This window comes from Sulfurifustis variabilis (assembly GCF_002355415.1).
GTDB lineage: Bacteria > Pseudomonadota > Gammaproteobacteria > Acidiferrobacterales > Sulfurifustaceae > Sulfurifustis > Sulfurifustis variabilis.
Window position 1 is genome coordinate 3647093 of the sequence record NZ_AP014936.1, and the last position, 24877, is coordinate 3671969.

The following is a 24877-nucleotide window of genomic DNA, read 5'->3' on the forward strand; positions in this document are numbered from 1 at the left end:
TACCCGAAACATCACAAAACGATGCCTCCCCGCCGCTCCATGTCGATGAGGGCTGCCCGCCTCGTCCTGGGCGCCTTGCTCGGAGCGGCGGCCACGTCCGTGCTCGCTCAGGCCACTGCACCCGACTGCCCCGCCGACCGACCGACGGCACCCCGTCCCGCTGCACCGCCCCCATCCCCGGACGCGCCGACCCATGCGCGGGCCGACGAGATGCGCAGCGAAGGCCCCGATGTCAGCGAGCTCGTCGGTGACGCGGAAGTCGAGCGCGGCGGACGACGGATCACGGGGGAGCACCTGCGATACGACAGCGCGAACCAGCGCGTGAGCGGTTCCGGGGACGTGACGCTGACCGAACCCGACGGCGCGCGCTTCGAGGTCGACGAGGCCGAGCTGGTGCTCGATCGGCGCGAAGGTCGGACCGGTCCCGGCACCTACCGGCTCCCCCAGGACCTGGGTCGCGGAGACGCACAGGAGATCGAGTTCGCGGGCCCCGACCGCACGGTGCTTTCCGGCGTGCGATTCACGACGTGCCCCGAGGGCCAGGACGACTGGTTCCTGCGGTCGCGCACCCTCGAGCTCGATACCGCCGAGGACATCGGAACGGCACGGCACGCGACGCTTGCCTTCAAGGGCGTGCCGTTGTTTTACCTGCCCTACCTGAGCTTCCCTATATCGGACGAGCGCAAGAGCGGCTTCCTCCTGCCTGAAATCGGCTACGCCGGGGATCTGGGCCTCGTGATCGGCGCGCCCTACTATTTCAATCTCGCGCCGAACTACGACGCCACCCTCACTCCCCGGCTGTTCACGGACCGCGGGCTTCAGCTGCAAAGCGAGTTCCGTTACCTGGGTCACGGTCTCTACGGACAGTTGAACGCGGACTACCTCCCGAGCGACGACCTCACGGATACCGACCGCGCGTTCGTGCGATACACGCACAACCAGATGCTGGCGCCCCGCTGGGGCGCACGGCTCGACCTGCAGCGCGTCTCGGACGAGGATTACTTGAGCGACTTCGGGAACACGCTCGGTCTGACCAGCGCGACCCACCTGCCGCAGATCGCCGAGATCGCGTACGGCGGGCCGGTCTGGCGCTTCGCGGCGCGGGCGACCGACTACCAGACGGTGGACCGCACGCTGACGGTCGACCCCTACGCCAGGCTGCCCCAGCTCACCCTCGCCGGTCTGTTACCGGCGGGCCCGGACGACTGGTTCGAGCCCCGTTTCGAGGGCGAGCTCGTCAATTTTCACCGCGATTCCGGGGTGACGGGGTGGCGGGCCAACGCCGCGCCATCGCTGCGCATGCCCCTCACCCGCCCGTACGGTTTCTTCACCCCGCAGGTCGGCGCACGCTACATCGGTTACTCGCTGGAAGACGCCCCCGAGGAACGGCCCTCGGTGTCGGCGCCCTTCGCCGCGCTCGACACCGGTCTCTACTTCGAACGCGAGGCCGCCTGGGGCGCGGCTGCCTACACCCACACGCTGGAGCCGCGCCTGTTCTACCTTTACGTGCCGGACCGCCGGCAGGACGACCTCCCCCAGTTCGACACCAGCCTGCCGGACTTCACCTTCGCCAACCTGTTCCGCACCAACCGCTTTCTCGGCGGCGACCGGATCGGGGACGCCAACCAGCTGACCGCGGCGCTCACCACCCGCTTCATCGACGAGCGGGACGGCACCGAGCGTCTGCGCGCGAGCATCGGGCGCATCTACTACTTCGACGAGCTCGACGTGAACGTGCCGCCTGCCGTGCTCGAGCCGGACGCCTCGGATCTGGCGGCGGAGGCCGTGGCCTGGCTCGTCGCCAACTGGCACGCGCGCGCGACCGTGCAATGGGGCACGGAGGACGACGCGGTCCGGCGTTCCAGCTATTACCTCCAGTACCAGCCCGGGCGTGATCGCATACTCAACATCGGGCACCGGTACATCCGCGACCAGGTCGAGCAGCTGGACGTCTCCACCGAATGGCCGCTCGGCGGCCGGTGGACCCTGAGGGCGCGCTCGCTCTACTCGCTGCTCGACAGCCAGAACGTGGAGAGCTACGCGGGGCTCGAGTACAACGCCTGCTGCTGGGCCGCGCGGATATTCCTCGCGCGCCGGCTCACCCAGTCGAGCGACGCGAGCGGCGAGCTCACCGAGCAGCGCAACCGGATCCTCTTCGAGCTCGAGCTGTCGGGTCTCGCGCGCCTCGGCGCCGCACCGGAAAGTCCGCTGGCGCAGGGTCTTTTCGGCTTCCCCATGCCCTAGCCCACGGGCCTGGCGTTCGGTTATCCTCTCGGCCTTCGAGGTCCCGCTCATGCGCCTGCGCGCCTTCCCGCTCCTGTTCCTGCTCGCCGCCCCGGCCGTCGCCGCGCCCCCGCCGGTGCTCGACGTCGACCGCATCGTTGCGGTCGTCAACAACGACGTGATCACCGAGACCGAGCTCGATGCGCGCCTCGACGAGACCAGGCGCAGCCTGGCCAGCCAGCAGATCCGACTGCCGCCGGACGACGTGCTTCGCCGGCAGCTGCTCGAGCGCATGATCATCGAGCGCGTGCAGGTGCAGCTCGCCTCGCAGACCGGCATCCACGTGACGGACCAGGACGTCGACAACGCCCTGGAAACGATCGCCTCCCGGAACAAGATGACGGTGGAGAAGCTCTACGCGACCGTCACGCGGGAAGGCCTGGACCGCGCCGCCTACCGGGAGCAGGTCAAGAACCAGATCCTGATTCAGCAGCTGGTGGACCGGGAGATCACGAGCCGTGTGACCGTCACCGAGAGCGAGGTGGCGAATCTGCTCGAGGGCGAACAGCAGCGCACGCGGGCCGAGGAGGAATACAACATTTCGCACATCTACATCGCGGTACCCGAGACCGCCGCGACCGAGCAGGTCCGTCAGGCGAAGGCGCGCGCGGATCAGGTACTGCGCGAGCTGCGGGAAGGCGGCGATTTCGGCCAGGCCGCCGTCAGTTATTCGCAGGGGCCGGACGCGCTCAAGGGTGGCAGCATCGGCTGGCGGAACAGCGGGCAGCTGCCCGAACTGTTCGTCGCCGCGCTCGAACGCATGCAGCCGGGCGAGATCAGCGGGGTACTGCGTGGTCCCAACGGCTTTCACATCCTCAAGCTGAACGACCGCCGGGGGAAGGAAGGGGCTCAGGCCGTGACGCAGACGCACGTGCGCCACATCCTCCTGAAGCCGAGCGAGATCCAGTCGGCGGCAGAGGCGCGCAGCAAGCTGGAAGAGCTTCGCGACCGGATCGCCGCCGGCGAGGATTTCGGCGAGCTGGCGCGCACGTACTCGGAGGACACCGTCTCGGCCGCCAAGGGCGGCGATCTCGGCTGGGTCGCGCCGAAGCAGCTCGTGCCGGAGTTCGAAGGGGCGATGAACGGTCTCGCGACCAACCAGCTGTCGGACCCCGTCCAGACCCCCTTCGGCCTGCACCTGATCCAGGTCCTGGGGCGCCGGCAGCAGGACGTGAGCGAGGAGCGCGCCCGCCAGGCGGCCCGCAGCCAGATCCACGCGCGCAAGGCGGACGATCGCTACGCGCAGTGGGTGCGTCAGCTCCGGGACGAGGCCTACGTCGAGTATCTGCTCGACGAGGTGAACTGAACCCCCGGCATCGGGACCCTTACCCATGCCCGCCGTGATCGCAGTCACACCCGGCGAGCCTGCCGGCATCGGGCCGGACGTCTGCGTCGGCCTGGCCGCCCGCGAGACGGACGCCTGCCTTGTCTACGTCGGCGACCCGGCGGTAATCGCCGCCCGCGCGCAGCTCCTCGGACGTTCGTTCGCATACTCCCCGTGGCGCGGACGGGCGCTGGCGACGCCCGGCCACTACGTGCTTCCCGTGTCGGCGGCACATCCGGTCGCCGCCGGTCGACTGGACCCCGGCAACGCGGCATACGTGGTCGCGACGCTCGAGCAGGCGATCGACGGCTGCCTCGCCCGCGAGTTCGACGCCCTCGTGACGGGACCGGTGCACAAGGGGGCCATTAACGACGCGGGAATCGCGTTCACGGGACACACCGAGCTCCTGGGCGACCGCTGTGGGGCGGAGCCCGTGATGATGCTCGCGTGCCCGGGCCTGCGCGTGGCGCTCGCCACCACGCATCTCCCGCTCCGAGAGGTGAGCCGGCACATCACGCGCGAGCGGCTCGAGCGTGTGATCCGCGTGCTCCACCGTGACCTCGTCCGCCGCTTCGGCCTTGCCGACCCCGTGATCGCCGTCTGCGGTCTCAATCCCCACGCGGGGGAGTCCGGGCACCTGGGTAGCGAGGAGACGGAGGTGATCGGACCTGCGCTCGACCGGCTGCGCGCGCAGGGCCTGAGGTTGCGGGGGCCGCTTCCCGCCGACACCGCGTTCATCCCGCAGCAGCTCGAAGGTGTCGACGCCGTGCTCGCGATGTACCACGACCAGGGTCTGCCGGTCCTCAAACACCACGATTTCGCGCATGCGGTCAATATCACCCTCGGACTTCCCTTTCCCCGCACGTCGGTCGACCACGGTACCGCGCTCGAGCTCGCCGGGACGGGTCGTGCCGATCCTTCCAGCCTGTATGCGGCGGTGCAAGCAGCGCTGAAGATGGTCAGGGCTGCACATGAACGCGGATAAACGCCGGGGGACGGCGGCGCGGTCGCGCTTCTCGTCCCCGAAAGGCGTTCGTCGGCGTTGATCGGCGCTTCGGCTCGCATGGCCTTCAGGCCGCGCAAGCGCTTCGGGCAGCACTTCCTGCGCGACCGAAACGTCATCGAACGCATTCTCGCCGCCTTCGACCCGCGCCCCGGCGACTCCGTCGTCGAGATCGGGCCGGGCCAGGGTGCCCTGACGCTGCCGCTTCTCGATCGCCTCGGCCGCCTCCATGTGATCGAGCTCGACCGCGACCTCGCGGCCGAGATCCCGCACCTGTGTGCAGGGCGCGGGGAGGTCGAGGTGCACCCGGCCGACGCGCTGCGGTTCGATTTCGCGGGGCTCGCCGCCGGCCGGCGCCTGCGGATCATCGGCAACCTGCCGTACAACATCTCGACACCGCTGCTCTTTCACCTTCTCGAACAGGCCGACGCGATCGAGGACATGCTCTTCATGGTGCAAAAGGAGGTGGGCGAACGGCTTGCCGCCCCGCCCGGAGGCAGGGACTACGGGCGCCTCAGCGTGATGATCCAGTGGCGCTTCGAGGTGGAGCGTCTCTTCGACGTCGGCCCCGGCTCCTTCTCGCCGCCGCCGCGGGTCGATTCCACGGTCGTGCGGTTGCGCCCGCGTGCCGCGGATGATTGCCTCGTGCGCGATGCGCAACGACTGAGCCGACTGGTACAGGCCGCCTTCGCCCAGCGGCGCAAGACGCTGCGCAATTCCCTGCGAGGGCTGGCGAGCGTCGAGCAGATGGCCCGGGCGGGCATCGACCCGGACCGCCGGGCCGAGACGCTCAGTCCGCGGGAGTTCGTGCGCCTGAGCGACGAGGTCATCGCCCCCGCGGGCACAGGCGTTTAGACAGACCGGGACCCACCATCACGAGGGAGATCGCCATGATGAGACGTCTGATCCTTTCCGCCTGCTTGCTCCTGAGCCCCGCGGCCTTCGCCACGTCCTGGGACAGCGCGGCGTTTCGCACCGACTCGGGGCTCCTCGTCCAGCGCGGAATGAGGATGACCGAGGTTCTGCGCGACGCGGGCAAGCCGCTCGAACGGCGCGTGCTGTCCCGCGGCGTGAACGCCGGCCCGGCGGCGGCCGGCGAGACGAAGGAGGTATGGACGTATCGGGGCGCCGACGGCTTTTACGACATCACGTTCGTGGGGGACCGCGTGACCGGGATTGTCGTCAGCCCCGACCGCTGACCCGACGAGGCGCATCGGCCGCGCCGACACGCTCGAGCGAGGACATCGCGCCCTCGACCCACTCCTGCGCGAGCTTCTGGATTTGGTCGGGAGTCCGTCCGCGGCTCTCTATGACCGGTCCGATCACCACCTCGATCGTTCCGGGCCGCTTCAGAAAGCCGCGGCGCGGCCAGTAGAGCCCGGCGTTGTGGGCGACGGGTACCACCGGATATCCGGTCTCCGCCGCGAGCATCGCGCCGCCGATGCCCCAGCGCCGGCGCGTGCCGGGGGGCACGCGCGTGCCCTCGGGAAACACCGTCACCCAGATCCCGGCGTCGAGCCGCTCGCGCCCCTGGCTCACGACCTGCTCCACGGCCTTGCGGCCGGCGCCGCGGTCGATGGCGATGGGTTTCAGGAGCGCCAGCGCCCAGCCGAAGAGCGGCACCCACATCAGCTCGCGCTTGAGCACCCAAGTCTGCGCCGGAAAGATCGACTGGAAGGCGAGCGTCTCCCAGGTCGACTGGTGCTTGGCGAGAACGATCGCGGCGCCCCCAGGCAAGTGCTCCCGCCCGCTGACCCGGTAGTCGAGCCCGCACAGCGTGCGCAGCAACCAGATGTGGAAGCGCGCCCACCGGGAAATGAAGCGGTACCGCCGCGCGTAAGGGAACGGAAACGTCAGTAGTGCGAGCGGTGCGTAAACGAGCACCGATACCCACATGACGAGGTTGAACAGGGCCGAGCGGAGGTACTGCATCAGGCGGGAAGGCTGCCGGTCAGGAGCGCGTCGGCGAACCCGGCGAGGTCGTCGTACACCGGCACGCCCGCGAGCTCCTTGCTGCGGGCGAGCGTCTTGCGACCCTTGCCGGTCTTGACGAGTACGGGCCGCGCCTGCGCCGCGCGGGCGGCGATGATGTCGCGCTCGGTATCGCCGATCGCGTATACGCCGGTGAGGCTGGTGCCGAGCCGATCGGCAATCTCCTCGAACAGCCCGGGCAGGGGCTTGCGGCACCGGCAACCGTCGTCGGGGCCGTGCGGGCAGAAGAAAACGGCTTCGAGCTCGCCCCCCTTCGCCCGCACGGCCTCTACCATCTTGAGCTGGATCTTGACCAGCGTGTCGATGTCGAAGAGTCCGCGCGCCACGCCCGACTGGTTGCTCGCGACGATCAGCCGGTAACCCTCGCGATAGAGCCGCGAGATCGCCTCCAGGCTGCCCGGTATGGGCACCCACTCCTCGGGCGATTTGACGTACGCGTCGGAGTCGTAATTGATCACTCCATCGCGGTCCAGAATGACGAGTTTCATGCGATGTGCCGGGCTGTGGGATACGTGGGAGGGGACAAAGGCAACACGACGCTCATGGTCGCCCTGCGGCGGACTTCCTTATTCGCGAAACTCCGAGACGCGGATCCGGCCGTTGACCATGCGGCCGGTGCGCGACTCGAGCTTCGCCATCTTGTCCCAGAACGCCTGCTTCAGGTCGAAACCCGCGGCGATCGCCGTACCGAGGAGCAGGATGTAGAGATCCGCGACCTCCTCGGCGAGGTTCTCCGTGCCCTTGCCCTTGGTCACGCACTCGGCGATTTCGCCGAGCTCCTCGGCCATCAGCGCCAGGCGGTAGGTCATCTCCTCGCCGCCACGTCCCTTGAAGTCGTGCTTCTCGTGGAAGGCGCGGACGGCGGCGAGCATCGAGTCGTACGAGTCGCGGTTCATGGATCAGCTCTGCAGGCGTGAGATATCGGCTGCGCCGAGGAAGAGGCGGCTCAAGCTCTCGAGCAGCGCGAGACGGTTGCGCTTGAGCGCCTCGTCCTCGGCCATCACCATCACTTCGTCGAAGAAGAGGTCGACCGGCCCGCGCAGCGCCGCCAGCCGCTTGAGTGCCGCGGCATATTCGCCGGCGGCGTACAGCGGCTCCACCTCGGCCCGCCGCGCGCTCACCTCGTGGGCGAGCGTGCGCTCGGCCTCCTCGCACAGCAAAGCGGGATCCACGGTGATGGCGGGCGCGCCGCCCGCCTGGCGGAGTATGTTGCGGATACGTTTGTTCGCGGCCGCCAGCGCCTCGGCCTCCGGCAGGCGCCGGAACGTCTGCAGGGCCTCCAGGCGTTTGACCGCCAGATCGAGCCGGCCCGGCCGCAGGCTGAGGACCGCCTCGATCTCGTCCGGCCTGAATTCGCGCTCGCGCAGGTAGGGCCGCACGCGGTCGAGCACGAAATCGTAGACCTCGTCGGCCACCTTCTCCGACAGCAGACCGGCGGGAAATGCGTCCCGCGCCGTCGCGATCAGGTCCGGCAGCTCGAGGGGCAGCGCGCGTTCGATCAGGATACGGGCGACGCCGAGGGCGTGACGCCGCAGCGCGTAGGGGTCCTTGTCTCCCGTCGGAACGTGCCCGATGCCGTAGATGCCGACGATCGACTCGAGCCTGTCGGCCAGCGCGACGGAGAGCGATACGGGCCCGAGCGGCAAGGAGTCACCGGCGTGTCGCGGCCGGTAATGCGCCTCGATCGCACGTGCGACCTCGCGCGCCTCCCCGTCGTGTGCGGCGTAGTACGCGCCCATCTCGCCTTGCAGCTCCGGAAACTCACCGACCATGTCGCTGACGAGATCGGCCTTGCACAGGAGCGCCGCCCGATCCGCATGCTCGACGTGCTCGCTCGAAAGATGCATCCGCTCGGCGAAAGCGACGGCGATGCGCCGCAGGCGCTCGACGCGGTCGAGCTGGCTGCCGAGCTTGTGTAGGTAGACGACGGATTTGAGTCGCGGCACGCGCGCCTCGAGGCTCGTCTTCTTGTCGGTCTCGAAGAAGAAGCGCGCGTCCGCGAGGCGGGCGCGCAGCACGCGTTCGTTGCCGTGCACGATCTGCTTCGGTTTGCGCGTCACGATGTTGCTTACGACCAGATAGGTAGGCAGAAGCTTTGCCTCGGGACTTACGAGTGCGAGGTACTTCTGATTCTTCTGCATCGTGAGACTGATCACTTGCGGCGGAACCGCGAGGAATGCGGGATCGAAATCGCCGGCATAAACCGCCGGCCACTCGACGATGGCCGTCACCTCGTCCAGTAGCTCTTCGTTACTCCCGAGGATCCATTGCGCGATCCGGATTCGGCGCATCATCTCGCTATCATCGGACGTCCCGTCGCCGGTCCAGTCGCGCGGCAAGAAGGCATGCGCCTTGCGCCGCTTCGCCTCGGCCTGCGCAGCACGCCGGATCGCCTCGCGCCGCTCTTCGAAGTCTGCGATCACGCTCGCGCGACGCAGCGTGTCCTCGTACTTTTCGGCGCTCGGGATCGCCGTCGGCCCGCGGCTCAGGAAGCGGTGCCCGAGTGTCCGGTTGCCGCTCCTGACGCCGAGCACGGCGCCGGAGATCACCTTCGCGCCATGCAGCAGGACGAGCCCGTGCACCGGACGCACGAACTGCGCCTCGCCCGCACCCCAGCGCATGAGCTTCGCGACAGGAAGCTTCTTGAGACTCGATTCGACGGCCGCGGCGAGATGCGTCCCGAGGGGCTCGCCCTTCTGCTTGCTCCGATAAACGAAGTACTCGCCCTTCTCGCCCGCCTGACGCTCGAGCATCGCGGGCTCGACGCCGCAGGAGCGCGCGAAGCCGAGCAGGGCGGGCGTGGGCTTCCCGGCCGCGTCGAGCCCCGCCGCCACGGCCGGGCCGCGCCGCTCGAGGACGCGATCGGGCTGGCGCGGGAGCACGCCCGTGATGCGCACCGCGAGCCGGCGCGGCGTCGCAAAGGCCTGCGCGCGGCTCTCGGGCGTGAGGAGGGCGAGCGCGCCGAGCGCCTCGTGCAGGGCGTCGCGAAAGGCTTCCGACAGCCGCCGGAGCGACTTGGGCGGCAGCTCCTCGGTCAGAAGCTCGACGAGCAGGCTCGCCGGCCGCGCCACCGGGGCAGCCGTGCGACGCGCCTTTTTCGTGCGCGGACGTTTGGCCGCCATCCTCAGTCGGTCCCCTTGAGCAGCGGGAAGCCGAGCTTCTCGCGCGATTCGTAATAGCTCGCCGCGACCGCACGTGCGAGGTTGCGCACCCGTGCGATGTAGGCCGCCCGCTCGGTCGTCGAAATGGCGCCGCGCGCGTCCAGCAGGTTGAAGGCATGCGAGCACTTCATGACCATCTCGTAGGCGGGCAGCGGCAACTCGACTTCCATGAGCCGCTTTGCCTCCGACTCGTAGTCGTTGAACTGCCGGAAAAGCCAGTCGACGTTCGCGACTTCGAAGTTGTACTTCGACTGCTCGACTTCGTTCTGGTGGTACACGTCGCCGTAGCTCACGCCCGGCGTCCACACGAGGTCGTATACGTTCTCCTTGCCCTGCAGGTACATCGCCAGGCGCTCGAGACCGTAAGTGATCTCACCGAGCACCGGCTTGCACGGAAGCCCGCCGACCTCCTGAAAATAGGTGAACTGCGTCACCTCCATGCCATCCAGCCACACTTCCCATCCCAGGCCCCATGCGCCGAGCGTGGGCGACTCCCAGTCGTCCTCGACGAAGCGCACGTCGTGCACCCGGGTGTCTATGCCGAGTGCGCGCAGGGAATCGAGGTAGAGTTCCTGGATGTCCGCCGGCGAGGGTTTGAGCACGACCTGGTACTGGTAATAGTGCTGCAGGCGGTTGGGGTTCTCGCCGTAGCGTCCGTCCTTCGGCCGGCGGGAGGGCTGCACGTACGCCGCCTTCCACGGTTCCGGGCCGAGCGCACGCAGGAAGGTCGCGGTGTGGAAGGTGCCGGCACCGACCTCGATGTCGTACGGCTGGAGAACCACGCAGCCTGCCCTCGCCCAGTACTGGCCGAGGCGAAAGATGAGTTCCTGGAAGGTCACGAATATGGGATCGGCCTGGCGCCTGTTGTTCTGTTACGCGTCGCGGAGCCCGGGATTATAGCCGCACGGCCCGGAAGACGCGCAGCCGTTCAGATCGTGTCCGGTGGCATCCGTTCGGCGGGTTCAGCCGAGCGCACGCCGGCGGGCTCGTCCTCGACGGGCGGCGCCAGCTCCCGGGATACGATATCCGCGGCCTCGCCCGGATAACGGAGCAGGCGCCCGTAGATCTTGCGGGCGCGCTTCTCGAACTGGGGCGTGCGGGTTGCCGGGTTGTGCCGCGCCGGACTCGGCAGGCTGGCCGCAAGCTCGACGGCCTGGTCAAGCGACAGCGTCGAGACGTCCCTTCCCCAGTAGGCCCGTGCCGCTGCCTGAACGCCGTACACGCCCGGTCCGAATTCCGCGACGTTGAGATACAGCTCGAGGATGCGTCGCTTCGTGAGGTGTTGCTCCATCCCCCAGGTAAGGATCAGCTCGTGCCACTTCCGGAGCGGGTTGCGGGCCGACGAGAGAAACACGTTCTTGACCGTCTGTTGCGAGATGGTGCTCGCGCCGAAGGCGAACCGCCCCTCGTTGAGGTTGTAGTTCATCGCCTCCTTGAAGGCGACGAGGTCGAAACCGCTGTGCTGGTAGAAGCGCGCGTCCTCCGCGAGAATCACCGCGCGGACGACGTGACGCGGGATGCGCGCGAGGGGCACGGCCTGCCACTGGAGGCGCGGCATGCTGCGGTCCCCGGCCCGCCGCTCCTCGTACTCGCGGATGAAGTTGGATTTCGGCACGGGGCCGGCAGCGACGGTCTTCCAGTCGGGCCAGATGAGCGCGAGGTAGAAAAGATCGGCGGCCAGGAGGATCAGGGCGAGGCGCACGGTCCATCGGAGCACGGACCCGGTGCGGTTCAGTGCGTCGAGAAACCTCCATCTTCGGCGTGGTCGTCGACTGGGCATGGGATCGCCCGGGACCCCGGGCGGGCGCTATTCTAATCGAGACCCGCGCCCGCTCGCGCGGGACCTGGTCGGCCGAATCCCCGCGAATAGACAATCGCCTCCCTTTCCGTTATCGTCACCGGCGCGTCAGGGCACTCGCCCGAATCACCACACTAGGAAAAAACCGGCCTGGCGCCGGACCAAGAAGCCGGCGCACGCCGCCGGACGAACCGGCAGGCCGCCGGACGAGCGGTCCCAGCACCGCCCGAATCCGTCGGAACCATGCCGGACGAGGAGCCCGGTCACCGCACCGGCAGCAACAACAACGGGCCCGCGAGGGCCCGTTGTTGTTGCGACGCGATCCGCGTCGCGCGGGCACCCGTGAGGAACGCACAGTGAGCTCCGCCTCCCCCACACCTTCCACACGCAAGGCCGTCGCCCTGATCTCCGGGGGACTGGACTCCATGCTGGCCGCCCGCCTCGTTCTCGACCAGGGCATACATGTCGAGGGCATCAACTTCTATACCGGCTTCTGCGTCGAAGGCCACACGCATGCCATTCGGCGGGTGCACCTCGACAAGCCCAAGCGCAACAACGCCCTCTGGGTGGCGGAGCAGCTCGGCATCCGGCTGCACATCGTGGAGGTCATCGAGGAGTACAAGGAAATCGTGCTCCACCCGAAGCACGGCTATGGCGCGCACCTCAATCCCTGCCTCGACTGCAAGGGGTTCATGGTCCGCAAGGCGCGGGAATGGATGGAAACCCACGGCTTCGACTTCATCGTGACCGGGGAAGTCATCGGGCAGCGGCCGATGTCCCAGCGGCGCGACACGATGCCCGTGGTGGCGCGGGAGTCCGGGGCGTTCGACCGGCTGCTCCGGCCGTTGTGCGCCAAACTGCTGCCGCCGACGCTGCCCGAGCAGGAGGGCTGGGTCGACCGCGAGCGCCTGCTCGACATCAACGGCCGCTCCCGAAAGGTGCAGATGGCGCTCGCCGAGCAGTACGGCTACCGCGACTACGCCCAGCCGGCGGGAGGCTGCTGTTTCCTGACCAACGAGCAGTACAGCCGGAAGCTGTCCGATCTGTGGACGGCGCGCGGCGAGAAGCGTTACGAGCTCGAGGATATTCTCCTGCTGAAGATCGGCCGGCATCTCCGGCCACGCCCGCACTACAAGCTCATCGTGGCCCGCGACGAGGGGGAGAACAATTTCCTCCTCGGATTCCGCAAGCGGTACACCCACCTGCAGGCGACGAGCCATGCGGGTCCGCTCGTCCTCGTCGACGGCGCGCCGGACGAGTCGGACCTGGAGCTGGCCGCCCGACTCACCGCCCGTTTCGGCAAGGGGCGTGAGGCGGAGCGCGTGACGGTCGCGATCACGGACACCGAGGGACGGACGCAGGCGCGCGAGGTCGCCCCGCTGCCGCCCCAGGAGATTCCCGAGAGCTGGTATCTATGAGCCATCGCGTGCTGGACGTCCGCTACCTCCTCTGTCCGTTGCCGGTCATCCGCACTCAGGACACGGTCGCCGCCTGCATGCCGGGAGACACGCTCGAGGTTCGGGCGACCGATCCGGGCGCGCTGCACGATATCCCGGCATGGTGTCGGGTGCATGGGCACAGCGTGATCTCCGCCGGGCGCGAAGGCGGCGAGGTGCGAGTCACCCTGCGCGTGGGAGACGCATGAGCGGAGATCATTCCGCCGCCGCCATCGACACCACCGACCCGACGCGCTACCGGGCGAGCCGCCGGGTGACATGGGTCAGCGTCCTTACCAACGTCGTGTTGAGCGCGGCGCAGATCGTGATCGGCGTCGTCGGCCACTCGCAGGCGCTGGTCGCCGACGGCGTTCATACGCTTTCCGATCTCGTGACCGACGGCCTCGTGCTGTTCGCGCTCGAACACAGTTCCAAGGAGGCCGACGAGGAGCACCCTTACGGGCACGGGCGCATCGAGACAGCCGTGACGATGATCCTCGGAGGCATGCTTCTGGCCGTCGGCATCGGGATCGCCTGGCAGGCAGGCACGCGCCTGTGGGAAGCGGAATCGTTCGTCTCGCCCTCGGCCCTGACGCTGTGGGTTGCGATCTTCACCCTGGCGGCGAAAGAGGGCCTGTACCGCTACACGATCGCTACGGCGAACCGCTACGGGTCGGCGATGCTCAAGGCGAACGCGTGGCACCACCGATCGGACGCGATTTCCTCCTTCATCGTGGTCGCGGGCATCGCCGGCAGCCTTCTCGGATTCGGGTATCTCGACGGCGTCGCTGCCGTGCTCGTCGCGGGGATGATCGCCAAGATCGGCACGGAGCTCGCCTGGCACGCGCTGCGCGAGTTGATCGACACGGGGCTCGATCCGGAAGAACGGGAGGCGATCCGGCGCACGATCGCCAACGTGTGCGGAGTGAAGGCGTTGCATTCGCTGCGCACCCGCCGCATCGCCGGCCAGGCTCTGGTGGACGTGCACATCATGGTGGACTCGCGGTTGAGCGTCTCGGAGGGCCACCAGATCGGGGAGGCGGTGCGGGCTCGCCTGATCAAGGAGATCGCGCCCGTCACCGACGTGATGGTGCATATCGACACGGAGGAGGATCTCGACGACGAGCGCCGGGCGTCCCTGCCCCTCCGCGACGAGATCCTGGCTCGTCTCGAGGCTTACTTTCGGGCCATTCCGGAGGCGCGGCACATCGACCGGATCACGCTTCATTACACGAACGGGCACGTGGACATCGAGATCCGGCTCCCGCTCGGGCTCCTCGCCGAGACCGCGGATGCGGACGATTTGAGGTCCAGGTTCAGGGCGGCCGCGCGGCCGGATCTACATATAGGTAGCGTCGAGCTCGTCTTCCACTGACGCCCCATAATGGTGCTCATATGCACTATATTGGTGCATAACACCGGCCCAATGACGGGCTGTTTCCCATAAATTCAATCACTTGTATACAGGCATGCTTTCTGCACTAGTAACGGCCCAAAGATGCACTCAAGCGGCGCACGTCCCATTCGACCCATTTAACCCTCCGAGGAGGAACTGAAGATGTCCCCCGCCGAAGTACTCAAGATGATCCAGGACAAGAAGGTGAAGTTCGTGGACTACCGGTTCACGGACACCAAGGGCAAGGAGCAGCACGTCACGGTCCCGGTGAGCCAGGTCGACAAGTCCACCTTCGAGGAGGGCAAGATGTTCGACGGCTCGTCGATTTCCGGATGGAAGGGCATTCAGGAGTCCGACATGATCCTGATGCCCGAGGCGGCGTCGGCCGTCATGGACCCGTTCATGGAGGAGCCGACCCTCATCATCCGCTGCGACGTGGTCGAGCCGTCGACCATGCAGGGCTACGAGCGCTGCCCGCGCTCGCTCGCCAAGCGCGCGGAGGCGTACCTCAAGAGCAGCGGCGTCGCCGACACCGCGTTCTTCGGGCCGGAGGCCGAGTTCTTCATTCTCGATGACGTGCGCTGGGGCGCCGACATGAGCGGCAGCTTCGTCAAGATCGACTCCGAAGAGGCGTCCTGGAACACCGAGAAGGTGTACGAGGGCGGCAACCTCGGCCACCGTCCGAGCGTGAAGGGCGGCTACTTCCCGGTCCCGCCCGTCGACTCGCAGCAGGACATCCGCTCCGCCATGTGCCTCGCCATGATGGAGATGGGCCTCGACATCGAGACCCACCATCACGAGGTCGCGACCGCCGGCCAGAACGAGATCGGCATGAAGTTCAACACGCTGGTGAAGAAGGCCGACGAGCTGCAGATCTACAAGTACTGCGTGCACAACGTCGCGCACAGCTACGGCAAGACCGCAACCTTCATGCCGAAGCCCATCGTCGGTGACAACGGTTCCGGCATGCACGTGCACCAGTCGCTCGCGAAGGACGGCAAGAACCTCTTCAGCGGGAACGAGTACGGCGGCCTGTCGCAGACGGCGCTCTATTACATCGGCGGCATCATCAAGCACGCCCGGGCGCTCAACGCCTTCACCAACTCGCTCACCAACAGCTACAAGCGCCTGGTACCGGGCTTCGAGGCGCCGGTCATGCTCGCCTACTCCGCGCGCAACCGCTCCGCTTCGATCCGCGTGCCCTACGTGCCGAACCCGAAGGCGCGGCGCATCGAGGTGCGCTTCCCCGACGCGGGCAGCAACCCCTACCTCGCGTTCGCGGCGATGATGCTCGCGGGTCTCGACGGGATCCAGAACAAGATCCACCCGGGCGAGGCGATGGACAAGGACCTCTACGACCTGCCGCCCGAAGAGGAGAAGAAGATCCCGACCGTGTGCCACTCGCTCGACATGGCGCTCGACGCGCTCGACAAGGACCGCGACTTCCTCAAGGCCGGGGGCGTCTTCACCGACGACGTCATCGACGCCTACATCGCCCTGAAGATGCAGGAAGTCACGCGGCTGCGGATGACCACCCACCCGGTCGAGTTCGACATGTACTACAGCGTCTGAGGAGCACCCCGGGGAATGGACCGGACGACGACGCCCCCGCTGGGGGCGTCTTCGTTTCGGGCACAGCGAATGCGTGCACTATTTTGGTGCGTCCGCTATAGTGGCTAGGACCGGAATGGAAGTAAATAGCTCTAGTGAAAGGAAAAAGTATTCCGGCGCGGTTATTGCTGACCGTCCGCCAGGTGAGCCCATGACGACCGTCGAGCCGCCGCAGCGCATCCTGGACAACCTCACCACCGCGGTCCTCGCGGTGGACCGCGGGCTGCGCCTTACGGCGATCAACCCGGCGGGCGAAGCCCTGCTGGAAGCGAGCGCGAAGAAAGTGCTCGGCCATCGGCTGAGCGAGCTGCTCGCGCCGCAACAACCCCTCCTCGCCGCGCTCGACGAGGTGCGCGCGAGCCGCCAGCCGCTGACAGCGCGGGGAGTCATTCTCGAGCTGCCGGGTAATCGCTCGCTGACGCTCGACTGTACGGTGACGCCGCTCCCCGACAGCGGCAAGGGCGAGGGTCCGCCGGCCCTGCTCATCGAGCTCAACCAGGTCGACCGAATTCTGCGGCTGACCCGCGAGGAAAGCCTGCTGGACCGACAGGCTGCCAACCGCGTCGTCATGCGCGGGCTCGCACACGAGATCAAGAATCCGCTGGGAGGCCTGCGCGGGGCGGCACAGCTGCTCGAACGCGAGCTGGCCAGCGCCGAGCTCAAGGAGTACACCCGGGTCATCATCCACGAGGCGGACCGGCTGCGAAATCTCGTGGACCGCATGATGGGGCCGCACCAGCCCCCTCGGAAGCGGCATATCAACGTGCACGAGGTCCTGGAGCACGTACGCCTGCTCGTGCTCGCCGAGGTCCCCGCGGGCCTCACCATCGAGCGGGACTACGATCCGTCGCTCCCGGAGGTCCATGCGGATTCCGAGCAGCTGATCCAGGCGGTGCTCAACGTGGTGCGCAATTCCGTCGAGGCGCTCGAGGGCAAGGGCACGATCCGGCTGCGCACCCGCGTAGAGCGCGGCTTCACGATCGGCGGCCATCGGCACCGGCTCGTGCTGCGTGCCGAAATCGAGGACGACGGACCGGGCGTCCCGCCCGATCTGCTCGAGCACATCTTCTACCCGATGGTGACGGGCCGCGCGCACGGCAGCGGGCTCGGGCTCTCCATCGCGCAGGACATCGTCACCAAGCACGGCGGCCTGATCGAGTGCGCGAGTCGCCCCGGGCGTACCGTGTTCATGTTGTACCTACCTCTGGAGAACGGCCATGGCTAAGCCGGACATCGTCTGGATCATCGACGACGACCGCTCGATCCGCTGGGTGCTGCAGAAGGCGCTCGAGCAGGCGGGCATGAACGTGCGCGCATTCGAATCGGCCGACGAGATCGAGGAGCTGCTCGATCGCATGCAGCCCGACGTCGTGGTCACCGACATCCGCATGCCGGGCACGAGCGGCATCGACCTGCTGTCGGCGGTGCAGCGCAAGGCTCCGCAGGTGCCGGTGATCGTCATGACCGCCTACACGGACCTCGACAGCGCCGTCGCCTCCTATCGCAGCGGAGCGTTCGAGTACCTCCCTAAACCCTTCGACGTGGACGAGGCCGTCAATCTCGTGCGCCGCGCGCTCGAGCAGCGGCGTCACCAGCGGGTCGATACGACCGCCACGGAGCGCGTCCCCGAGATCATCGGCGCCGCCCCGGCCATGCAGGAGGTGTTCCGGGCCATCGGCCGGCTCTCCACGTCGCACCTCAACGTGCTCATCAACGGCGAGTCGGGCACGGGCAAGGAGCTCGTGGCGCGCGCCCTGCACACCCACAGCCCGCGCGCGGGCCGGCCCTTCATCGCCATCAACATCGCGGCGGTGCCGAGCGAGCTGCTCGAGTCGGAGCTTTTTGGCCACGAGAAGGGCGCCTTTACCGGCGCCGTCGCCATGCGCAAGGGGCGGTTCGAGCAGGCGGACGGCGGCACGCTCTTCCTCGACGAGATCGGCGACATGCCGATCGAGCTGCAGACGCGACTGCTGCGGGTGCTCTCGGACGGCAAGTTCTACCGGGTGGGCGGCCACGAGCAGGTGTCGACCGACGTCCGCATCGTCGCGGCGACCAACCAGAACCTCGAGGAGCGCGTGCGCCAGGGTCGCTTTCGCGAGGACCTGTTCCATCGCCTGAACGTGATCCGCATCCACCTGCCGGCGCTGCGCGAGCGGCGTGAGGACATCCCGAGTCTGGCGCGGTACTTTTTGAAGCAGTCGGCGACCGAGCTCGGTGTCGAGCCGAAGCGGTTCGCCCCGGAAACGGAAATCTATGTCACGCAGCTTCCGTGGCCCGGCAACGTGCGCCAGCTCGAGAACGCCTGCCGCTGGCTCACCGTCATGGCGCCCGGCCAGGTGATCCGGATCGAGGACCTGCCTCCGGAGCTGCGCACCGCGGAGGCGGAGCGCGAGGAAGCAAGCTGGGAACAGATACTGAAGGACGTGGTGGAACAGCGCCTCACCCGCGGCCAGGGGCGCATCTACCAGGACATGAACGCCAGCTTCGAGCGCATCCTGATACAAACCGCGCTCAAACACACGGGCGGGCGCAAGCAGGACGCGGCCCGCAAGCTCGGCTGGGGTCGGAACACGCTCACTCGCAAGCTCAAGGAACTCGGGATGTAACGCGCCGCCTGCCGCTCAAAAGGAGTAATGAGCGAGATAGGAGAAGTCGCTCAGCCAGGCGAGCGCCATCACGCAGAGGACCAGGATGCCGACGGCCACCCAGTAGCGGCGAGCGTACTTCCGGCCCTTCTCGGGCAGCGCCTTGTACGGCGGGAAGCTGAACAGCGCCCCGAAGGTGTTTTCCCGCACGCCGTTCTGCTTCTCGTAGTAGAACTTCACGAGCAGCCGGTAGTACACGATCGCGTAACCGACGGCGAACAGCGCGACCGCGAAGAACGCCCGCATCGTCGGCCGGCGTCAGTTCAGCGCCCGCGCGTCCGCGACCAGACGCTCCAGCATTTCCGGCCGGTGGATGCACAGGTGGTGATCCTCCACGTCGATTACTCCGCTGCGCCGCAGCTCGCTCAGGACTCCGGTCACCGTGGGGCGCGTCGCACCGATCATGTCGGCGAGCTCCTGGTGGGTCAGCTTGATACTGAGGCGCAGGTGCGCGGGCGTCACGCGTTGCCCGTAACGCGCCGACAGGCGGATAAGGAGCTTGGCGAGCCGGGTCGTCACGTCGTCGGCCGTGAGGTTCTTCACCATGTCGCCGAGGATGCGCAGGCGGCAGGAGAGGAGCTCGATCACCAGCATCGCGGTCGAGGGGTGGTCGATCAGAAAATCCTTGAACAGGCGCTGAGGGACGGCGTAGAGCCGGCAGTCGCTGCACGCCTGCGCGTAAACCTCGCGCGGCCCGCCTCGGGGCATCTCGGCGATCCCGAACACTTCGCCCGGGAAGCAGAACCAGAGAATCACTTCCTTCCCGAGCGACGACATGCCGAAGATTTTGACCCGGCCCCGCTCCAGGATGTAAACGGTTTCACCCGGGGAACCGGCCTGGAAAACGAAGTCTCCGTTCCGGGCCAGGCGCGCGTCGGCCACCCCGAGCAGATCCCGCCGGTCGGCGGGCGGCAGGCGGCCGAGAAAATCCGATGGGGACAGAAACCAGAGCTCGCTCATCCTTAACCTCCGACGATCCATTGCTCGGGCATGTCGGCCAGCCGACAGAATTGCGCCGCCTTCTTTTGATGTAGTACGCGCGGAAGCTTGTCCACGCACGATTAGGCGCTATTTTCAAAGTGGGGTCAATCTGGTAAGTAAGCCCCAGCCATCAGTTGCAGGACACGGACAAGTTAACAACAGCCAATGAGGTGGCCGCTATGGCGATAGCAGTGGAAACGAGACGAGGTGGGAATGGCGTTATCGGTTATCTGACAGACAACGTGAGAGAGAGCGGGCGCAATCCCACCCGCGTCTTCACCGGCTTCCTCCTCGCCTGGATAAGCTTCGCTCTCATCATGTGGGTCCTCCCCCGGCCCGAGGGGCTGTCGGCGGAGGGCATGGCGGTTCTCGCGATCGTCGTCTGGGCCTCGGTCATGTGGGTGTCGGAGGCCATGCCGGTCGGCATTACCGCGCTCGGCATCCCCTCCCTCCTGATCCTGACCCACGCCATCCCCTGGCAAAAGAACCAACCGCCCCTCGACTTCGTGCTGCAAGGCTTCACGCGCCACGTCGTCTGGATCCTGCTGTTCGGCATGATGATCGGCGCCCTCATGCAGCTGCTCAAGCTCGACCGGCGCCTCGCGCTGTCGATCCTCGACAAGATCAAGGCGTCCAATGCGGGCCGTGTCATCTGGGGTTTCTTTTTCGTCCAGCTGATTCTCTCGTTCTTCATTCCGGCGGCGGTCGCGCGCTCGGCCACGATCATGCCGATCGTCCAGGGCGTGACGAACCTGCTGGGCGACACGGAGGAGGAGCAGGCGGCGAAGAAAGCCATCATCATCCAGTCCCTCGTCTACACCAGCATGATCGCCGGCATGTTCATCATGACGGCGCACCTGCCGAACATGATCCTGGTCGGCCTCTTCGGGCAGAACGGCTTCGCGCTCGGTTACCTCGACTGGATGCTGCTGCAGTTCCCCTACCTCGGCATGTTCGTGCTGACGCAGTGGTGGGTACGCTACCACTTCAAGACGGCGCGGGTGGAGATCGCGGGGGGTCATAACTCGATCCACCAGATGCACAAGGAGCTCGGCCCGATGACGACGGCCGAGTGGGTGCTGATCGCCATGTTCTCCGGCATCGCGCTCTTCTTCGTGCTCGGCAAGAACAGCCCGATCTACCCGGTGCACAGCTTCCAGCTCGGCATCATCGCCCTGATCGGCATCTCCCTGGTGATGTTCGTCCCCGGCCTGTTCCCGTTCAAATGGAAGCAGGTCCAGGACCGCACGATGTGGGGCACGTTCCTGCTCCTCGGGGGCGCGATCACCATGACCGGCGCGATGACCAAGTCCGGTCTTGCCGCGTGGCTGGCGGACCACGTGCACGCGATGGTGACCGGTCATACTTGGTGGATGGTGCTGCTCATGATGATGGTCGGCACCCACATCATGCGAATCGGCATGCTGTCCAACGTGGCGGCTATCGCCATGCTGGCGCCGATCCTGTTCGAGCTCGGCAAGCAGCTCGGGCTGCATCCCGTCGCTTTCACGATGCTGGTGGCCGATACCGATACCTTCGCTTACCTGCTGCCGACCCAGATCACTGCGGCGGTTGTCGCCTACGGCACGGACACGTTCAGCACGACCGATTACTTCAAGGTCGGATGGGCTTGCGTGCTGATCGCGATCGCGTACGGCATTCTGATCATGGCGCCCTGGTACGCCATCCTCGGCATGCCGGTCTGGAATCCGGGCGCCCCCTGGCCGTTCTGAAACGCCGCTGGACCGCGCCCTCCCGCCAGGGAGGGCGTCTCTCCCTTTTTCCGGTAAGACATGAGGTAGCACCATGAAGACCTTTACCGACAACGAACTGAAAAAGAAGCTGGACGACGCCCCGAACGGCGGCACGGCGGCCGCCAAGCCGCGAACGGCGGCCGAAATCCGCCAGGCGCTCGGCGACTACCATGCGCCCGACGGCCTGTACGAGAAGCTGAAGGGCATGTCGTTCCTCGGCGCCGTGAAATGCAATGTCGAGAAGATCATCGCGGGCTCGTGGCAGGAGATCGTTCTCGATTTCGAGGTGGGCTCCTCCGGCATGGCGGACGGCTCCTGGTTCAAGGCGACCTTCCGCTTCTATTCCGACTGGGCGCTGTTCCAGACGACGGATCCCGCCGGGGCCAACTACATCTCGGCCGAGTACCACGCCGGCGGCCTCGTCCCCGGACAGAGCCCGGCCACGGTGCAGGCGCTCAAGGTGCGCTTCGACCAGAAGGGTCACGAGCGTCCCTTCCAGAAAGCGGTCATCGTCGACACGGTCGACGGCTACGTGAAGGCGGGCGACCACATCGTGATCCGCCTGGGCGACCGCCGCTTCGGCGGCCCGGGCACCCGGGTGCAGACCTTCGTGGAGGAGAACTTCCGGATCCGCTGCTACGTGGACCCCCTCGGCACATCGCGCTTTTCCGCCGTACCGGGCGACATCGTGATCCAGATCGTGCCGGGACCGGTCGCGCAGCTCGTCTGGGCCGGCTCCCGCATGGTCCGGGCGGGCACGCCCGTGCCGCTGCGCGTGCGCGCCGAGGACGAGTGGGGCAACACCTGCTGGAACGCGCCGGAAAAGATCGAGATCACGGCGACCCGGGACGGCAAACCGGTTTACGAGAAGAAGGCGACGCTCGCCGACAAGGGCTGGGCGGTGCTGCTGCTGAAGGACCTGCCGACCGACAAGCCGGGAGAGCTGGCTGTCACCGCGCGCCTTCTCGATCATCCGTTTATCAAGCCGCAGACCTTCTATCTCTCGATTGAACAGGAGCTCGTCAGTCCGCGCATTTACTACTGCGACCTGCACGTGCACTCCGACGACACGATCGGCACCAACAGCACCCGCTACAACCTCACCTACGGCCGCGACGTCTCGGGGCTCGACGTGCTGGCGTTCGCGCACAACGACTTCAACATCACGACCGAACGCTGGAACAAGACCGTCGAGCTGATCCACGAGATCACGCAGGACGGCAGCTTCGTCGCCTTCCCGGGCACGGAATGGTGCGGCAGCTCGTGCGTGGGCGGCGACCACAACGTGGTGTTCCTGCACGGCAAGACGCCGGAGTTCCCGTTCCTCAAGACCGGCGAGCACGTGCGGTCGGTCGACTGGAACGAGGACACCAAGTCCAACGAAGCGGTCCCCGGCGCCTGGCCGCTCGAGGACCTGTGGCTCGCGTACGCCAAGGACCCCGAGGGCCATCTGCTGATTCCGCACGTGGGCGGGCGCCGCTGCATCCTCGACTGGCACTACCCCAAGCTCGAGCGGCTGATCGAGATCGGTTCCAGTTGGGGCCACTTCGGCTGGCTCTACCAGGAGGCCATGGAGCGCGGCTACAAGATCGGCGCCTCGATGGCCGGCGACGAGCACCGCGGCCGCTGCGGCGGCGGCGTCCCGGGCACGGCCGTGTTCGGCACCAAGGGCGGCGTGTCCGGCGTGCTCGCGAAGGAACTGACGCGCGTCGAGATCGGAAGAGCGCTGCGCGCCCGTCACACCTACGCGACCACCGGCGAGCGCACGGTCGCCCTCGCCCGCTGCGGCGAGCACATCCAGGGCGACGAGTTCGAGCACCAGGGCAAGGCCGTCATCGACTACCGGCTGCTCGGCGACGCGGGCTGGGACGAGGTGGTCGCGTACGACCACACCGGACCGATCTGGCGGCGCGACCTCCAGGAGGAGCTCGGCTACTCCGAGCGAAAGATCCGCTTCCGCTGGGGCGGCGCCCGCGTGAAGGACCGCTACCGCTGGGCGGCCTGGAAGGGAAAGATCACCATTCGGGGCGCCGTGATCAACGACTTCCAGGGCCGCGGCTTCGAGCACATCGAGGAGACCTCCTGGCGCGAGAGCGCGACCCAGGTCGGCTTCAAGAGCGACACCTACGGCGACGTCGACGCGATCGAGATGGACGTGACCGGCCTCGCGAACGCCACGATCCGCGTGGAGGGCACCATCGACGGCTACGTGAAGGTCGGCGATCCGCTCAAGGGCAATCCCTTCGCGCACTGCCCGACCTTCGAGTGGGAGATCACGGGCCGCGAGCTGCTCGAAGCGGCGAAGCTCAGGAAGGACCTGCCCGGGGTGGAGATGTTCCTCGCCTTCGAGCGCATGAGCGAAAAGGCCGCGCCCCGGGACGTGTCGGGGCGCATCGAGGTGGAACCGAAGAACGGCCCCCACGGCTTCCGGCCGGTATACCTCTACGGGCGTCAGGTCGACGACGCGAAGGTCTGGACGTCGGCGCTCTTCATTACGTTCAAGTAGCCGGCCCCCTGCGCAGGCCTCGAGGAGCGCCCTTCGGGCGCTCCTCTTTTCTTCCTCACTCGGCGCGCGCGAGCCCGTGGTGCGCGTAAATGCCGGCCGCCTCCTCCCCGAGCAGGAAATCGAGCAGCGCGCGGCCGTGCGCGCCGCCGTCGCCGACGAGTCCGGCGTGCAGCCGCGTCACGACGTTGTCGGCCGAGGCGCGCTCGGGCGCGCCGTCCAGCGACACGAGGTCGAACCGCTCCGGGAAGATCCGCGTGTAACGCAGCGCCAGGTGGTAGTAGACGAGGGCGGCGTCGGCCCGTCCGTCCGCGACCGCCTCGGGCGCCTCGCGATGGTGGATGCGTTCTCCGTAGACCACGCGCCCGGCGTCGGCGAGCAGCGCGAGCCGGATGCCCGCCTGCCGCGCGAGCCCGGCAAGGGTATCGCGGTACACTTCGTAGCTCGCCGCCTCCCGCTCCGGATTCGAAAGGAACAGCCGCACGCCGGGACGGTCGAGGTCGGTCAGGCGCCGGATCCCCTTCGGGTTGCCCTTGACCACCAGCAACACGTTGCCTCGAGATCGCATGAACGGCATGTGCCCGGCCATCGCGCCTTTCGCGACCGCGCGATCGAGGACACCCGGCGGGCTGATGAAGACGTGCGGACGGGCTGCGATCACGAGATTACCGAGCCGCAGCCGCCCGGCATCGAGCAGCGCGAGCAGCACGCCCGGCGGGGTCGTGGCGTAGAACGGCTCGCCGGCCGCGGGATGGCGGCGCCGGAACGCGGCCAGGCACGCGCGCAGCGCCATGTGGTGGTTGCCGTCAGAGTAGACCGCGAGGCTGGCGGCGGGATCGCCGTGGAAATCCAGGCACAGGTTGGAGCCGGGTTGATACCAGCGCGGCGCCGTATCTTCCTCGGCTGCTCGTTCTTCGGGCCAGTCCAGCATGGATCGCCTCCGTGTCGTCGATTCGGCCGTTCGATGCCGTCCGGGGATTTAAGCACGAC

Annotated in this window: 22 protein-coding genes and 1 pseudogene; 14 read left to right on the forward strand and 9 right to left on the reverse strand. The window is 67.4% G+C overall.

Annotation, left to right across the window (positions count from 1 at the left end; all coding sequences use genetic code 11):
• The first annotated feature begins 45 nt into the window (after positions 1 to 45).
• The 6 genes and pseudogenes from SVA_RS17715 (at position 46) to SVA_RS17735 (ending at position 5809) form a co-directional block, all read left to right on the forward strand.
• Positions 46 to 2244 carry an LPS-assembly protein LptD gene (locus tag SVA_RS17715; protein ID WP_169924167.1) on the forward strand — a complete coding sequence of 733 codons (2199 nt, stop codon included), beginning with the start codon at positions 46 to 48 and terminating at the stop codon, positions 2242 to 2244.
• A 112-nt stretch (positions 2245 to 2356) separates the two neighbouring features.
• Positions 2357 to 2707, forward strand: a pseudogene (locus SVA_RS20530) (SurA N-terminal domain-containing protein); the annotation flags it as partial.
• A gap of 36 nt (positions 2708 to 2743) precedes the next feature.
• The gene (locus SVA_RS17720) at positions 2744 to 3589 is read left to right on the forward strand and encodes a peptidylprolyl isomerase (RefSeq protein ID WP_420823896.1); all 846 of its coding nucleotides are present in this window, start codon (positions 2744 to 2746) and stop codon (positions 3587 to 3589) included.
• Between the two features lie 25 nt (positions 3590 to 3614).
• On the forward strand, positions 3615 to 4592 hold the full coding sequence (pdxA, locus tag SVA_RS17725) for a 4-hydroxythreonine-4-phosphate dehydrogenase PdxA (RefSeq protein WP_096462471.1): 978 nt from the start codon (positions 3615 to 3617) through the stop codon (positions 4590 to 4592).
• Between the two features lie 78 nt (positions 4593 to 4670).
• Positions 4671 to 5465, forward strand: coding sequence for a 16S rRNA (adenine(1518)-N(6)/adenine(1519)-N(6))-dimethyltransferase RsmA (rsmA, locus tag SVA_RS17730; RefSeq protein ID WP_096462472.1), 795 nt, complete (start codon positions 4671 to 4673; stop codon positions 5463 to 5465).
• A 35-nt stretch (positions 5466 to 5500) separates the two neighbouring features.
• On the forward strand, positions 5501 to 5809 hold the full coding sequence (locus SVA_RS17735; protein ID WP_096462473.1) for a DUF2845 domain-containing protein: 309 nt from the start codon (positions 5501 to 5503) through the stop codon (positions 5807 to 5809).
• Here the strand turns inward: SVA_RS17735 and SVA_RS17740 are convergent.
• The 6 genes from SVA_RS17740 to mtgA all read right to left on the reverse strand — a co-directional run bounded on the left by SVA_RS17740 (position 5793) and on the right by mtgA (position 11465).
• The gene (locus SVA_RS17740; protein ID WP_096462474.1) at positions 5793 to 6542 is read right to left on the reverse strand and encodes a lysophospholipid acyltransferase family protein; all 750 of its coding nucleotides are present in this window, start codon (positions 6540 to 6542) and stop codon (positions 5793 to 5795) included. The two genes, SVA_RS17735 and SVA_RS17740, sit on opposite strands and share 17 nt — an antisense overlap.
• A complete protein-coding gene (gene gmhB / locus SVA_RS17745; protein WP_096462475.1) occupies positions 6542 to 7090 on the reverse strand; it encodes a D-glycero-beta-D-manno-heptose 1,7-bisphosphate 7-phosphatase in 549 nt (182 codons plus the stop codon). Before gmhB ends, SVA_RS17740 begins: the two co-directional genes overlap by 1 nt.
• Positions 7091 to 7168: 78 nt before the next feature.
• Positions 7169 to 7498 carry a MazG nucleotide pyrophosphohydrolase domain-containing protein gene (locus tag SVA_RS17750; protein WP_096462476.1) on the reverse strand — a complete coding sequence of 110 codons (330 nt, stop codon included), beginning with the start codon at positions 7496 to 7498 and terminating at the stop codon, positions 7169 to 7171.
• Between the two features lie 3 nt (positions 7499 to 7501).
• Positions 7502 to 9724: a glycine--tRNA ligase subunit beta gene (gene glyS, locus SVA_RS17755; RefSeq protein ID WP_096462477.1), complete on the reverse strand. Its 2223-nt coding sequence runs from the start codon at positions 9722 to 9724 to the stop codon at positions 7502 to 7504.
• 2 nt (positions 9725 to 9726) lie between these two features.
• A complete protein-coding gene (gene glyQ / locus SVA_RS17760; RefSeq protein WP_197703278.1) occupies positions 9727 to 10602 on the reverse strand; it encodes a glycine--tRNA ligase subunit alpha in 876 nt (291 codons plus the stop codon).
• An 89-nt stretch (positions 10603 to 10691) separates the two neighbouring features.
• Positions 10692 to 11465: a monofunctional biosynthetic peptidoglycan transglycosylase gene (mtgA, locus tag SVA_RS17765; RefSeq protein WP_169924168.1), complete on the reverse strand. Its 774-nt coding sequence runs from the start codon at positions 11463 to 11465 to the stop codon at positions 10692 to 10694.
• 452 nt (positions 11466 to 11917) lie between these two features.
• Between mtgA and SVA_RS17770 the strand changes: the two genes are divergently transcribed.
• From SVA_RS17770 to ntrC, 6 genes are all read left to right on the forward strand, one after another.
• Positions 11918 to 12979, forward strand: coding sequence for a hypothetical protein (locus tag SVA_RS17770; protein ID WP_197703279.1), 1062 nt, complete (start codon positions 11918 to 11920; stop codon positions 12977 to 12979).
• Positions 12976 to 13206, forward strand: coding sequence for a sulfurtransferase TusA family protein (locus tag SVA_RS17775; protein ID WP_096462481.1), 231 nt, complete (start codon positions 12976 to 12978; stop codon positions 13204 to 13206). Before SVA_RS17770 ends, SVA_RS17775 begins: the two co-directional genes overlap by 4 nt.
• A complete protein-coding gene (locus SVA_RS17780; protein WP_096462482.1) occupies positions 13203 to 14372 on the forward strand; it encodes a cation diffusion facilitator family transporter in 1170 nt (389 codons plus the stop codon). The genes SVA_RS17775 and SVA_RS17780 overlap by 4 nt, the downstream gene beginning before the upstream one ends.
• Before the next feature lie 183 nt (positions 14373 to 14555).
• Positions 14556 to 15965 carry a glutamate--ammonia ligase gene (glnA, locus tag SVA_RS17785; protein ID WP_096462483.1) on the forward strand — a complete coding sequence of 470 codons (1410 nt, stop codon included), beginning with the start codon at positions 14556 to 14558 and terminating at the stop codon, positions 15963 to 15965.
• Positions 15966 to 16155: 190 nt separating this feature from the next.
• Positions 16156 to 17229: a nitrogen regulation protein NR(II) gene (glnL, locus tag SVA_RS17790; RefSeq protein ID WP_096462484.1), complete on the forward strand. Its 1074-nt coding sequence runs from the start codon at positions 16156 to 16158 to the stop codon at positions 17227 to 17229.
• Complete coding sequence (ntrC, locus tag SVA_RS17795) at positions 17222 to 18610, forward strand: nitrogen regulation protein NR(I) (RefSeq protein WP_096462485.1); 1389 nt, start codon at positions 17222 to 17224, stop codon at positions 18608 to 18610. Before glnL ends, ntrC begins: the two co-directional genes overlap by 8 nt.
• Before the next feature lie 15 nt (positions 18611 to 18625).
• On the opposite strand, the gene SVA_RS17800 is transcribed toward ntrC, so the two are convergent.
• Together SVA_RS17800 and SVA_RS17805 are read right to left on the reverse strand one after the other, a co-directional pair.
• Positions 18626 to 18895: a hypothetical protein gene (locus SVA_RS17800; protein WP_096462486.1), complete on the reverse strand. Its 270-nt coding sequence runs from the start codon at positions 18893 to 18895 to the stop codon at positions 18626 to 18628.
• Between the two features lie 12 nt (positions 18896 to 18907).
• Entirely contained in the window at positions 18908 to 19609 is a 702-nt protein-coding gene (locus tag SVA_RS17805; RefSeq protein ID WP_169924169.1) for a Crp/Fnr family transcriptional regulator, read from the reverse strand.
• 200 nt (positions 19610 to 19809) lie between these two features.
• Here SVA_RS17805 and SVA_RS17810 point away from each other — a divergent pair, with 200 nt between their 5' ends.
• Together SVA_RS17810 and SVA_RS17815 are read left to right on the forward strand one after the other, a co-directional pair.
• Positions 19810 to 21363, forward strand: a complete 1554-nt coding sequence (locus SVA_RS17810; protein ID WP_096462488.1) for an SLC13 family permease — start codon at positions 19810 to 19812, stop codon at positions 21361 to 21363.
• Between the two features lie 73 nt (positions 21364 to 21436).
• Positions 21437 to 23890 (forward strand): PHP domain-containing protein, encoded by a 2454-nt coding sequence (locus SVA_RS17815; protein ID WP_197703281.1) that lies wholly within the window; start codon positions 21437 to 21439, stop codon positions 23888 to 23890.
• 55 nt (positions 23891 to 23945) lie between these two features.
• Here the strand turns inward: SVA_RS17815 and SVA_RS17820 are convergent, their stop codons facing one another.
• Positions 23946 to 24818, reverse strand: a complete 873-nt coding sequence (locus tag SVA_RS17820; protein WP_096462489.1) for a molybdate ABC transporter substrate-binding protein — start codon at positions 24816 to 24818, stop codon at positions 23946 to 23948.
• Between the last annotated feature and the right edge of the window lie 59 nt (positions 24819 to 24877).

Bases quoted from the DNA above. Each gene is read 5' to 3' on its own strand.
- glnA (WP_096462483.1), top strand. From the start codon at position 14,556: ATGTCCCCCGCCGAAGTACTCAAGATGATCCAGGACAAGAAGGTGAAG.
- SVA_RS17800 (WP_096462486.1), bottom strand. From the start codon at position 18,895: ATGCGGGCGTTCTTCGCGGTCGCGCTGTTCGCCGTCGGTTACGCGATC.
- SVA_RS17750 (WP_096462476.1), bottom strand. From the start codon at position 7,498: ATGAACCGCGACTCGTACGACTCGATGCTCGCCGCCGTCCGCGCCTTC.
- SVA_RS17780 (WP_096462482.1), top strand. From the start codon at position 13,203: ATGAGCGGAGATCATTCCGCCGCCGCCATCGACACCACCGACCCGACG.
- rsmA (WP_096462472.1), top strand. From the start codon at position 4,671: ATGGCCTTCAGGCCGCGCAAGCGCTTCGGGCAGCACTTCCTGCGCGAC.
- SVA_RS17805 (WP_169924169.1), bottom strand. From the start codon at position 19,609: ATGAGCGAGCTCTGGTTTCTGTCCCCATCGGATTTTCTCGGCCGCCTG.
- ntrC (WP_096462485.1), top strand. From the start codon at position 17,222: ATGGCTAAGCCGGACATCGTCTGGATCATCGACGACGACCGCTCGATC.
- SVA_RS17810 (WP_096462488.1), top strand. From the start codon at position 19,810: ATGGCGATAGCAGTGGAAACGAGACGAGGTGGGAATGGCGTTATCGGT.
- SVA_RS17735 (WP_096462473.1), top strand. From the start codon at position 5,501: ATGATGAGACGTCTGATCCTTTCCGCCTGCTTGCTCCTGAGCCCCGCG.
- glyS (WP_096462477.1), bottom strand. From the start codon at position 9,724: ATGGCGGCCAAACGTCCGCGCACGAAAAAGGCGCGTCGCACGGCTGCC.
- SVA_RS17815 (WP_197703281.1), top strand. From the start codon at position 21,437: ATGAAGACCTTTACCGACAACGAACTGAAAAAGAAGCTGGACGACGCC.
- SVA_RS17740 (WP_096462474.1), bottom strand. From the start codon at position 6,542: ATGCAGTACCTCCGCTCGGCCCTGTTCAACCTCGTCATGTGGGTATCG.
- gmhB (WP_096462475.1), bottom strand. From the start codon at position 7,090: ATGAAACTCGTCATTCTGGACCGCGATGGAGTGATCAATTACGACTCC.
- SVA_RS17715 (WP_169924167.1), top strand. From the start codon at position 46: ATGAGGGCTGCCCGCCTCGTCCTGGGCGCCTTGCTCGGAGCGGCGGCC.
- pdxA (WP_096462471.1), top strand. From the start codon at position 3,615: ATGCCCGCCGTGATCGCAGTCACACCCGGCGAGCCTGCCGGCATCGGG.
- SVA_RS17775 (WP_096462481.1), top strand. From the start codon at position 12,976: ATGAGCCATCGCGTGCTGGACGTCCGCTACCTCCTCTGTCCGTTGCCG.
- SVA_RS17820 (WP_096462489.1), bottom strand. From the start codon at position 24,818: ATGCTGGACTGGCCCGAAGAACGAGCAGCCGAGGAAGATACGGCGCCG.
- glnL (WP_096462484.1), top strand. From the start codon at position 16,156: ATGACGACCGTCGAGCCGCCGCAGCGCATCCTGGACAACCTCACCACC.